Source organism: Cellulosimicrobium sp. Marseille-Q4280 (assembly GCF_943181405.1).
GTDB lineage: Bacteria > Actinomycetota > Actinomycetes > Actinomycetales > Cellulomonadaceae > Cellulosimicrobium.
Genome location: NZ_CALPBY010000004.1, coordinates 445040 through 456722, shown reverse-complemented (window position 1 = coordinate 456722; position 11683 = coordinate 445040). Strand labels below are relative to the sequence as shown.

At 72.4% G+C, this 11683-nt stretch carries 5 protein-coding genes; all 5 read left to right on the top strand.

The annotated features are described in order from the left end of the window. Positions 1 to 38 precede the first annotated feature (38 nt). The 5 genes from NFS20_RS13285 (at position 39) to NFS20_RS13265 (ending at position 11399) form a co-directional block, all read left to right on the top strand. A complete protein-coding gene (locus NFS20_RS13285; protein WP_251152253.1) occupies positions 39 to 1331 on the top strand; it encodes an ABC transporter substrate-binding protein in 1293 nt (430 codons plus the stop codon). Between the two features lie 149 nt (positions 1332 to 1480). Then, on the top strand, positions 1481 to 2380 hold the full coding sequence (locus tag NFS20_RS13280; protein ID WP_251152252.1) for a carbohydrate ABC transporter permease: 900 nt from the start codon (positions 1481 to 1483) through the stop codon (positions 2378 to 2380). Continuing rightward, positions 2380 to 3282 (top strand): carbohydrate ABC transporter permease, encoded by a 903-nt coding sequence (locus NFS20_RS13275; protein ID WP_251152251.1) that lies wholly within the window; start codon positions 2380 to 2382, stop codon positions 3280 to 3282. Before NFS20_RS13280 ends, NFS20_RS13275 begins: the two co-directional genes overlap by 1 nt. A 216-nt stretch (positions 3283 to 3498) precedes the next feature. After that, complete coding sequence (locus NFS20_RS13270; RefSeq protein WP_251152250.1) at positions 3499 to 7221, top strand: glycoside hydrolase family 97 N-terminal domain-containing protein; 3723 nt, start codon at positions 3499 to 3501, stop codon at positions 7219 to 7221. 209 nt (positions 7222 to 7430) lie between these two features. Next, positions 7431 to 11399, top strand: coding sequence for a discoidin domain-containing protein (locus NFS20_RS13265; protein ID WP_251152249.1), 3969 nt, complete (start codon positions 7431 to 7433; stop codon positions 11397 to 11399). The last annotated feature ends 284 nt before the right edge of the window (positions 11400 to 11683 follow it).

The following is an 11683-nucleotide window of genomic DNA, read 5'->3' as shown; positions in this document are numbered from 1 at the left end:
CGGCCCCCGACACCGAAGAAGGCGTAGGGATAGACACGATGCGACTCACTCGCAGGACGAGCGCGACGGTGGCCGGTGCCGCCCTCGTGGGTCTGGCACTCGCCGCGTGCAGCGGCGGCGGTTCCGGTGACGACAACACCGAAGGCGGTAGCGGCGGCGGCGACGAGGTGGAGGTCTTCACCTGGTGGGCGGCCGGCTCCGAGAAGGCGGGCCTCGACGCCCTCGTCGGCGTGTTCGACGAGCAGCACCCCGACACCGAGTTCATCAACGGCGCGGTCGCCGGCGGCGCAGGCTCCGCCGCGAAGGACCTCCTCCAGTCCCGCCTCCAGGCGCAGGACCCGCCGGACACGTTCCAGGCGCACGCCGGCGCGGAGCTCCAGGACTACATCGACGCCGCGCAGATCGAGGACGTCTCCGACCTGTACGACGAGTTCGGCCTCACCGACGTGTTCCCGGCCGACCTGGTCGACCGCGTCACGGCCGAGGACGGCGCGATCTACTCGATCCCGTCGAACGTGCACCGCGCCAACGTCGTGTGGGCCAACCCGACCGTGCTCGAGGACAACGGGATCGACCCCGCCGCCGAGTACGCGGACCTCGACGCCTGGATGGCGGACCTCGAGACGCTGAAGGCTGCCGGCGTCACGCCGCTGTCCGTCGCGACGACGTGGACCCAGGTGCACCTGCTCGAGACCGTGCTCCTCGCCGAGCTCGGCGCCGAGTCGTACACCGGTCTGTGGGACGGCTCGACCGACTGGGAGGGTGCCGAGGTCACCGGCGCGCTCGAGAAGTTCGAGACGCTCATGAGCTACACCAACACCGACCGTGACGGGCTCGACTGGCCCGAGGCGACCCAGATGGTGATCGACGGCAACGCCGCGTTCAACGTCATGGGCGACTGGGCGGTCGCGGCGTTCGAGGAGCAGGACAAGGCCCTCGGCACCGACTTCATCGCGTTCCCCGTGCCGGGCACCGACGGCGTGTTCGACTTCCTCGCCGACTCGTTCACCCTCCCGGTGGGCGCGCCGCACCCCGACGGCGCCAAGGCGTGGCTCGAGACCGTCGGCTCCCTCGAGGGCCAGGTCGCGTTCAACAAGGCCAAGGGCTCCATCCCAGCCCGCACCGACGCCGACCCCTCGGAGTTCTCCGAGTACCAGCAGACGGCGATCGAGTCGTTCGGCCAGGACACCATCGTGTCCTCGCTCGCGCACGGTGCCGCCGCGCCCGTCGCGACGCTCAACGCGGTCTCCGACGCGACGAGCAAGTTCACGTCCGGTGGGTCCGACCTCGCGACCTACCAGACCGAGCTCGCCGCCGCCGCGCAGGGCTGACCTCCGGGGTGCGGGACCTGCGCGGGCGACGCGCAGGGCCCGCACCCGCACGCCCGGGCCGCCGCGCGTCGTCGGGCACCGCCCCGACGACGCGCGGCCGGCCCGTGCCGACCGCCTGACGCACAGTCCCCGACCCGGGAAGTCCAACAATGCTCAAGTCCCTGCGGCGAGCAGGCCCCGCGCTGCTCATGCTCGCCCCCTCGCTGATCCTCGTGGGCGTCTTCGTCTACGGGCTCATCGGCGCGAACTTCCAGACCTCGATCACCGACAACCACACCGCCGCACAGGCCACCGGCCAGCAGCCGTCGGTCGTCGTGTGGTTCCAGAACTACACCGACCTGCTGGGCAGCGAGGCGTTCCAGCACTCGCTGAAGAACCTCGTGCTGTACACGGTGGTGTTCCTCGTCGGCACGATGCTCATGGGATTCCTGTGGGCCTGGCTCCTCGACAAGCCCCTGCGGGGCGAGGGGATCTTCCGCTCGGTCTACCTGTTCCCCATGGCCGTGTCGTTCGTGGCGTCCGGCGTGGTGTGGCGCTGGCTGCTGAACTCGAACCAGGACGAGTCGGCGAGCGGGCTCAACCGCCTGTTCCAGATGGTCGGCCTGGACTTCCTGCAGAACAACTGGTGGAACAACGTCTCCTGGGGCATCACCGCGATCGCCATCCCGGCGATCTGGCAGCTCTCCGGGTACGTCATGGCCCTGTTCCTCGCCGGGTTCCGCGGTATCCCGGACGAGCTGCGCGAGGCCGCGCGCATGGACGGCGCGAGCGAGTGGAAGCTGTACCGCCACGTGCTGTTCCCGCAGCTGTCGCCCATCGCGCTCTCGGCGCTCATCATCATCGGCCACATGTCGCTCAAGGCGTTCGACCTCATCATGTCGATCTCCAAGCCGGCGAACTACCAGACCAAGGTGCCCGCCGTCGACATGTACGTGTTCAAGTCGAGCTTCGACTACGCGAGCGCCGCGGCCGTCGGCTCGATCCTCCTGGTCATCGTCGCCGTCGTCATCGTGCCGTACCTGATCCGCACCAACCGTCAGGAGAAGTGATGACGACCACCTCGACCCCGGCCGTCCCTGCTCCGGACGTCGTCGGCACGCCGACCGAGACCCGCCGCCCGCGGGGACGCGAGCGCTTCTCCCTCGGGCGCACGCTGCGCTACGCGGCCCTGATCGCCTTCCTGCTCATCGTCCTGATCCCGGTCTACGTGCTCTTCGTGACGAGCTTCAAGGGCGCCGGCGACGCGTCACCGGCACGCGCGTGGGCTCTGCCCGAGATCTGGACGCTCGACAACTGGCAGGCTGCGTGGGACTCGCTGGCGCCGGCCATCTGGCGCACGCTGCAGATGGTCGTCCCCGCCTCGATCATCGCCGCGTTCCTCGGGTCCCTCAACGGCTTCGTCCTGGCGCGGTGGTCCTTCAAGGGCGCGAACCTCGTCTTCACGCTCATCCTGTTCGGAATGTTCATCCCGTACCAGGCCGTGATCATCCCGCTCAACCAGCTCGTGCTGGGACTGGGCATCCCGAGCGGCGTCCCGACCCTGATCCTGCTGCACGTGGTCTTCGGCATCCCGATCACGACGCTCATCTTCCGCAACTACTACCAGACGATCCCGCACGAGCTCATCGAGGCCGCGCGCGTGGACGGCGCGGGCATGCTGCGCACGTACTGGTCGGTGGTGCTGCCGATCTCGGTCCCGGCGTTCGTCGTCGTGCTCATCTGGCAGTTCACCTCGGCGTGGAACGACTTCCTCTTCGCGGTGTTCTTCTCGTCCAGCCAGAACGGCCCCGTCACGCTCGCGCTGAACAACCTCGCGAACGGCGCGCTGCTGCAGAACTACGGCGTGTCGATGGCGGGAGCGCTCTTCGCGTCCCTGCCCACGCTGGTCGTCTACATCCTCCTCGGCAAGTACTTCGTCGGGGGCCTGATGTCCGGCTCGGTCAAGGGCTGACGACCGCGCACCCTCTCCCCGCACGGCAGAGCGGTCCCGCGAGGTGGAGCCCCGGTCCCTGACCAGGGCTCCACCTCGCGGCCGCGACGCCTCCGCCACCACCCGCACGACGCCGGTCGCCCCACCCAGCGCGACCGCGGCGCCGCGCGGTGCCGCGCCACCGCGCGGACCCCGCCGGCATCCGCAAGACGACGACGTCCCAAGGAGCCCCACCGCATGCATCTCACCGCCTCTCGACCCCCGTCCCCCGGGCCTCGCGCGTCCCGCTCGCACACCGCCCGACGACTCACGGGCGTCGGTCTCGCCCTCGCCCTGCTGGCCCCCGTCGCCGCCGCGACGCCCGCCCTCGCGGCGCCGACAGCGCTGCCATCCGGGTCCCGGACGGCGGTCCCCGCCGCCGTCCCGCAGATCACCGGGCACGACGTCGTGTCCCCCGACGGCAGCCTCGACCTCACGCTCGGCGTCGTCGACGGGCGCCTCACCTACGACGTCGTGCGCGACGGCTCGACGAGCGTCGTCGGCGCGTCCGGGCTCGGCCTCGCCCTGCGCGGCCCGGACGTCGACCTCACCACCGGCATGACGATCGAGTCGGTCGAGCGCGACGAGGTCGACGAGACCTGGACCCCCGCCTGGGGGACGCAGTCCTCCGTCCGCAACCACGCGAACGAGCTCACGGTGCACGCGCGCCACGAGTCCGGTCTCGCGGTCGACGTCGTCGCGCGCGTCTTCGACGACGGCGTCGGGTTCCGCTACGTCTTCCCGCAGCAGCCCGCGCTCGACGGGCCGTTCGTCGTCCTGTCCGAGTCGACCGAGATCGCGCTCCCCGACGACCTCACGGCGTACTACCTCGAGGCCGGCAAGGACTGGCGTGCGGACGAGAAGCACTACAGGACCGCGCCGATCGGCGACGTCGCGACCGCCCAGACCCCGATCACGTTCTCGCGCGGCGGGGACCTGTTCCTCGCGGTGCACGAGGCGGACCTGACGGACTACGCGAGCATGAGCCTCAAGCGCGTCAGCGGGAGGCCCGGCACGTTCGTGAGCGAGCTGAACTCCCTGCCGGACGGGACCAAGGCGGTCCTGGACACGACCGCGGACGACTTCGCGACGCCGTGGCGGACCGTGCAGATCGGCCGCGAGGCGGGCGACCTCGCCGAGTCGCACCTGATCCAGAACCTCAACGACCCCTGCGCGATCTGCGACGTCGACTCCGACGGCGACGGCGTCGACGACACGACGGACTGGATCGATCCCGCCACGTACACGGGCGTGTGGTGGGAGCTGCAGCGCCGCCACACGACCTGGAACGCGGGCCCGAAGCACGGTGCGACGACCCAGCGCATCAAGGACTACGTCGACCTCGCGGCCGACGCGGGGGCGAAGTACGTGCTCGCCGAGGGATGGAACACCAACGCGGGCGGGTCGTGGACCAACCAGGACTTCGTCACCCCGCAGGCCGACGTCGACATCGACGAGGTGCTGGCCTACGCGGAGTCGAAGGGCGTCGGGTTCGTCGCCCACAACGAGACGCGCGGCTACGTCGACTACTACGACACGCACATGGAGGAGATCTTCAGCCAGTACGAGGAGTGGGGCGTCCACGCGATCAAGACGGGCTACGCGACCCGGTTCGAGCTCGGCGGCGTGAACCGCAGCACCTTCGACCAGGAGGCGGTCAAGCACTTCCAGCGGGTCATCGACGCCGCGGCACGGCACAAGATCTCGATCAACGCGCACGAGGCGATCAAGCCCACCGGCAAGGAGCGCACCTACCCGAACATGATGACGGGCGAGGGCGTCGCGGGCATGGAGCAGCAGAACTACATGGGCTCGAACGGCAACCCGCCGGAGCAGGCCACGATCCTGCCGTTCACCCGCTGGATCGGCGGCCCGGCGGACTACACGCCGGGCGTGCTCGACGTGCTGTGGGACCCGGCGAACCTGGGCACGCGCGTGCAGACGACGACCACGACCCAGCTCGCGCTGTACACGACCTTCTACAGCCCGCTGCAGATGCTCGCCGACACCCCGGAGAACTACGCGAAGCACCCCGAGGCGTTCGAGTACCTGAAGGACATGCCGGCCACGTGGGACGAGTCGCACGTCGACGCCGAGATCGGTGACCACGTCACGACGGCACGCCGCAGCGGCGACGACTGGTACGTCGGCGTCGTCACGGACGAGAACGACCGCACGCTCGACGTCCCGCTCGACATGCTGGACGCCGACGTCACCTACGTCGCTGAGGTCTGGGCCGACGCCCAGGACGCGAGCTGGAAGGGGAACCCGACCGCGGTCGAGGTGACCCGGTCCCTCGTCACGGCGGACGACGTCCTCAGCGCGTCGCTCGTCGGTGCGGGCGGGCAGGCCGTGCGGCTGCGCCCGGCGACGGACGACGACGTCGCGACCCTCGCGCCGTACGCGCGCCCGAGCGTCGAGGCCGTCGGGTCACCGGCGACGTCGTACGACCCGGTGACGCGCACCGTCACGGTGACGCTCGAGGCGCAAAACGCCGGCACGTCGGTCGCGGACGTGCGGCTCGTGCTCGACGGCGAGCCCGCGGACGTCCCGGCCGCGCGCATCGCCGGTGGCGGGTCGCGCGACCTCGTCTACACGCTCGCCGCCGACGACGTCCCGTACGTCGCGTCCTCCTCGCTCGCTCTCGTGGCGGGCGACGCGGACGCCGGCGAGCCCATCGACGTCGCGCTCCTGCCGTTCCCCGACGGCGCCGCGCTGACGGCGCTGCTCGAGGACGCGCAGGCGGACGGCGCGCTGTCGTCCGCGACGGCTCGGGTCCTGCGCGACCGCGCGGACGCGCTCGTGTCCGCGGCGGCGGACGGAGACCTCGCGGGGACGGAGCAGGCGGCGCAGAGCATCCGCACCGTCGCCGTCACGCGCGGCCCGTCCGACGTCGACGCCGCGACCCTCGCCGCGCTCGAGGACACGGTCTCGCCGTGGCTCGGGGACGCCGTCGGGCTGCCGGAGGTCCTGTCGGACCTGAGTGCGGCAGAGACGGACGGCGGGGTCGACCCCGCGTCGGCGACGCAGGTCCGCGAGCCCCTCGCCGCAGCGCTCCGGGCAGCGGTCCGGGGCGACGACGACGCCGTGGACCGCACGCTCGGTCGTGCGGTGGACGCCCTCGACGCCGCGGACGGCGACGCGGTCGCCGCGCTCTCCGCGAGGGTCGAGGCGCAGCGCGTCGACCTCGTCCTGGAGGCGGAGAACGGCACGCTGTCGGGCGGAGCGATCACGACGAAGGAGCACCCGGGCTACACGGGTACCGGGTTCGTGCGCACGCTGTCGAAGCTCGGAGCGGCGTTCGAGGTCGACGCCGACGTCGTCGCGGGGACGGCCTACGACGTGTCGTTCCGCTACGCGAACGGCATGGTCGTCGCGCCGCTCGACCGTCAGCTCTCCCTCACGGTCGACGGCGAGAACGTCGGTCCGCAGGCGTTCCCGAACCTCGGCCAGGACGCCGACCGGTGGCGGCGCTGGGACTACTCGCCGTCGGCGCGCGTCACGTTCGACGAGGACGCCGGCACGGTCGGCCTGCTGTACGCGGCAGGCGACACGGGCAACGTCAACGTCGACCACGTGCGGCTCGTGCCGTCGCGCGGGGTCCTCGTGAGCACGCCCGAGCACGCGGTCGACGTCACCGTCGAGGCGCAGTCCCGCTGCCTCGCGGGGAAGGCGTACGTGTCCGTGCGGGCGCTCAACGCCGAGGACGTGCCCGTCGACCTCGCGCTCACCCTGCGGACCGCCGTCGGCGAGCGGACGTCCGCGTCGGTCGCACCCGGGACCAGCGCCTACCAGTCGTTCGCGACCCGGTCCGTCGCCGTCGACGCGTCCACCGCGACGGTCGTGGCGAGCGGCACGGTCGGCGGGGAGCCTCTCGCCGCCGAGGTCGCGGTCGACGTCCCGGCGGTCGACTGCGGCTGAGCCGTCGACGCACTCCCGACGCCGAACCCGGGGTTGCGCGGCACCAGAGCGGTCTGGTGACGCGCAACCCCGGGTTCGGCAGTACCGCCCGCTGTCCGAGCACCGTATGCTGATAGCGCTGTCACCTCAGTGAGCCGGTTGCCCCGAACGGCGACACGCCCCCGGATCTCCTACCCGTCGTCGACGACGGGACCGACGAGAGGATGTCGATGACGACACCGACCACGCGCCCGCCGCGCGCCCGACGGACGGGTGCGCTGCTCGCGGCCGTCCTGACCGGGACCCTGCTGGTGCCCGCGTCCGCGGCGCACGGCGAGACCACCGCCGACGCCGCCGTCGACCACGGCGCACCCGACCCGATCGCCGCCGACTACTACGAGGCCCTGCTGCGGCACACCAACTGGGTCGAGACCGTCTGGGACGACGCCGCAGGCGTCTACCAGGCGAAGGACATGAACTTCGCCGTCGTCCTCGGCAACGCGGTGCTCCTCACGCACGGCGAGTACGACGCCGAGATCGCCGGCGTCCCCGAGGCCGAGCTGCGCGCGCAGACGATCGCGACGATCGAGCACTACGCGGCGACGAACCGCTTCGTCGACCCGGCGGGGACGTGGGGCAAGAAGCTGTTCTGGGACTCGACGTTCCAGTCGTACTTCCTCGACGCGGGGACGCTGATGTGGGACGAGCTCGACGAGGCGACGCGGGCGAACCTCACGACGATCGCCGTCGAGCAGTCGCGCTACACGGCCGACCTGGACTTCGGCAAGGACCCGTTGTCGGGGAGCTGGACCGCGGACTGGCCGACCGGCAAGCACGTCGGCGACACCGCGCAGGAGGAGGCCGGCGTCTACACGCAGGCCCTCGCGCCGGGTCTCGCGTGGGCACCCGACGACCCCGACGCCGCCCGCTGGGACGAGCAGCTCGGCGACTGGGGGCGCAACGCCGCCGGCCAGCCGACCGCCGACCGCAACAACCCGGCCGTCGTGGCCGGGAAGCCGGTGTCTTCCAACACGATGCAGACGATCTACGACACGTACCTCGTCGAGAACCACGGCTCGTTCGGGCCGCACTACCAGTCGGACATCTGGCGGTCGGGCGCGCGCAACGCGATCCACTTCCTCCTGCACGACGAGCCACTGCCCGAGATCCTCACGCGCCAGCCGAACTCGGCGGAGCTGTGGGAGGCGATCAAGCTCGTCATGTCCGAGCAGGGCGAGCCGTTCATGCCCATGGTGAACGACCGCGAGTTCCTCTACGGGCGCGACGTGCTGCCCATGGCCTTCCTCGGGCAGGTTCTGCGCGACCCCGACGCCGCCCGCGCGGAGGCCGGTCTCGCCGCCGCGCTCGAGGACTACCAGGGCTACGCGCCCGAGTACCGTCTCACCAAGTTCTCCGGCGAGCCGAAGTACGAGCCGGAGGCGCGCGCCGAGATCGCCATCTCCTACCTCCTGCACGTCGAGGCGGCGGAGCACGAGGACGGCCCCGTCGTACCCACCCCGGAGGACGAGCTCTTCGACCGCCTCGCGGGCGTCCGCGACTTCGGCGCAGGTCCGGGCCTCACGGTCCAGCAGACCGGCGCCGCGTGGGCCGCGGCCGGGAGCCGCAAGGGCTTCCTCAAGTTCCCGTGGGTGCCCGGGCACGACTCGTGGCTCTTCCACGTCTCGGGCTCGACCCCGTTCCTCTACCCGACGCCGGGCGCGACGGTCGACGACCGCGCCGTCACGACGTACACCGAGCCGCGCGACGGCTTCGAGGGCACGTCGTCCGTGTTCCGGATCGGTGCCGGCTACGCGGGCCAGGTCACCCTGCCGACCGGCTCGGCGCTCTACGCCTCGACCGGCGCAGGGGCCGACGACGCGAGCCTGTCCGTGCGCAACCTCGACATGGACGGCTACTCCGGTCTCGACGGCTCGCGCACCTACACGACCGCCGAGGGCGAGACGACGGCGTCGCTCCCCGTGACCCGGCCGGCCGACCCCGCGGACGCCCGGGCCGCGCGCGTCGACGACCTCACGTTCGAGCCGGTCACGGCGCGCTACGTGCGGATGCTCGGGCAGCAGGGGAACGCGCAGTACGGCTACTCGATGCACGCGTTCCACGCCTACGGCGCCGACGACGCGTCCCCCGTCGACCTCGCTGCCGGCCGGCCGGCCACGGCGTCCAGCCAGGACTCCGCGAACGGCCGCACCGCCGCCCGCGTGACCGACGGCAACCCGACCACGCGCTGGGCCGTCGCCGTCGCCGAGCGCACCCGACCCGACTCGTGGATCCAGGTCGACCTCGGCGAGCAGACCACGGTCGGCGGCGTCCGGCTCGCGTGGGAGGCGAGCGCCGGGGCCAGGTACCTCGTCCAGACCTCGACCGACGGCGTCACCTGGACGACGGCGACCGCCTACGGCAAGGCACCCGCCGACGTGAACGTCGCGCGGCTCGACACCGTGGACCTCGTCCCCGAGGGTGCGACGGAGCCGGCCCCGGTCTCGGCCCGCTACGTGCGCATGCAGGGCGTGCGGGGCAACCCCGAGTACGGCTACTCGCTCTACCACCTGCGTGCGTTCTCGCCCGCGGGCACGGACGTCGCGGCGGGCCGTCCGGCGACCGCGTCGAGCGCCGACGGCAGCAACGGCGCGGGCGCCGTCACCGACGGCAGCGCGACGACCCGGTGGGCCGTGTCGCGGGAAGACCGCACGCGTCCTGACTCGTGGGTCCAGGTCGACCTCGGCGCGGCCGTGGACGTCGCGCAGGTCCAGCTCGGCTGGGAGTCCGCGGCCGGCCAGGAGTACCGGGTCCAGACCTCGCTCGACGGCACGACCTGGCACGACGCCGCGAGCTTCCGGTACACCGGCGACCAGGTGCTCGAGAGCGCCGGGGACTGGCTGAACGTCGAGGGCACTGCGGGCTTCGTCGTGCGGGGCTCCGAGGCGCCGATCAGCGTCTCGCGGGCGACCGACACCCGCCACGTCGTGCGCCTCGCGGACGGCGCGGACGGGCCGCGGCTCGTCGAGATGCTGCCCGGCGACGCGTCGGCGACCGCCGCGCGGGCCGCGGCGCCGCAGGCCACCGCCGACGCCGAGGACGTGCTCGTGAGCACGCTCGACGGGTATCTGACGGCGTTCAACCTCTCGGGGTCGGACGTGACGACCACCGTCACGGTCCCCCACGAGGGCTCCGACGTGGCGCTCTACGCCGGCACGCAGGTCGTCGGCGCGGACACGTCGTCCGTCGAGGTCACCGTGCCCGCGGGCTCGGCGGTCGTCCTGGCACCGCGGGCCACGCTGTCCGCCGAGCACGGGGCACCGGACGACGTGACGGGCGGCGTGACGGCGACGGTGCCCGACGCACGGACGGTGCGTCTCTCGGTCGAGGGCGGTTCCGCGTCGGTCGAGGTGCGCAACGCCGAGACGGGCGAGGCCCGCGAGACCCAGGTCTCGGCGTCGGGCACGACCGTGCGCTTCCCCGACGCGACGCCGTACCCGGTCGCCGACCACGCGCTGAGCACGCTCACGTTCCCGGCGTCGGTGCTGCCCGAGGGCATGACGTCGCCGTCGCTGGCCGTCGACGGCGACCCGGCCACGGCCTGGGTCCCCGGGGCGGACGGGCGGATGGTCACCGACCTCGGCGCACCGCGCGAGATCGGGTCCGTCGTCACGACCTGGGACGCCGACGGCGCACCCGACGCCGTGGTCTCGGTGAGCGACGACGGGCTGACGTTCACCGACGTGGGCACGATCGGCGGGGTCGTCGACGGCACCACCGTCCGCGGCTCGCTCGCGGTCGACCGGACCGCGCGGTACGTCGCGCTCAGCACGTCGTGGACGGACGGCGACCCCGGGCTCGCCGCGCTGCGCGTCCTGGCCCCCGGGGCGAGCGACCCGGACCTCCCGGCGCCGGTCGCGGTGACGGCGACGGCCGAGGTGCGCTGCCTGGCCGGGAAGCCGTACGTCGCCGTGCGCGTGGTCAACGACGACGACACGGCCCTCGACGTCGAGGTCACCACGCCGTTCGGTTCGCGGACGTTCACGCACGTCGTGCCCGGGAAGAACGCGTACCAGTCGTTCGCCGTCCGCGCGGCCGACGCGCCCGCGGGCGACGCGACCGTCACGGTGCGCCCGAGAGACGACGCCGACGAGCGCGAGACGGTCACGAGCGCGTCGTACGAGACGCCGGCCTGCGGCTGAGGCGTCCGAACCCGACGGCGCCGAACCCGGGGCTTGCCGGTCACCAGAGCAGTCTGGTGACCGGTAGCCCCGGGTTCGGCACGTCCCGGGAAGGCCGTGCCGCTGTCGAGGACGGGGTTCTCGGACGGGAGCTTCGATGGACGGTTCGGTGGCCGCACCTCGCACCGGTGGCGCGCAGCGGCAGGACGCCGCTCCCGCGCGCGGGACGAGGAGCGACGTCGCGGGCCGCGCCGGCCTCTGCGAGGGTGAGGTGCATGCGACTCACGATCCGGACGTCTGCCCTC

Coding starts and splice junctions, on each gene's coding strand:
- NFS20_RS13275 (WP_251152251.1), top strand. CDS start 2,380: ATGACGACCACCTCGACCCCGGCCGTCCCTGCTCCGGACGTCGTCGGC.
- NFS20_RS13265 (WP_251152249.1), top strand. CDS start 7,431: ATGACGACACCGACCACGCGCCCGCCGCGCGCCCGACGGACGGGTGCG.
- NFS20_RS13270 (WP_251152250.1), top strand. CDS start 3,499: ATGCATCTCACCGCCTCTCGACCCCCGTCCCCCGGGCCTCGCGCGTCC.
- NFS20_RS13285 (WP_251152253.1), top strand. CDS start 39: ATGCGACTCACTCGCAGGACGAGCGCGACGGTGGCCGGTGCCGCCCTC.
- NFS20_RS13280 (WP_251152252.1), top strand. CDS start 1,481: ATGCTCAAGTCCCTGCGGCGAGCAGGCCCCGCGCTGCTCATGCTCGCC.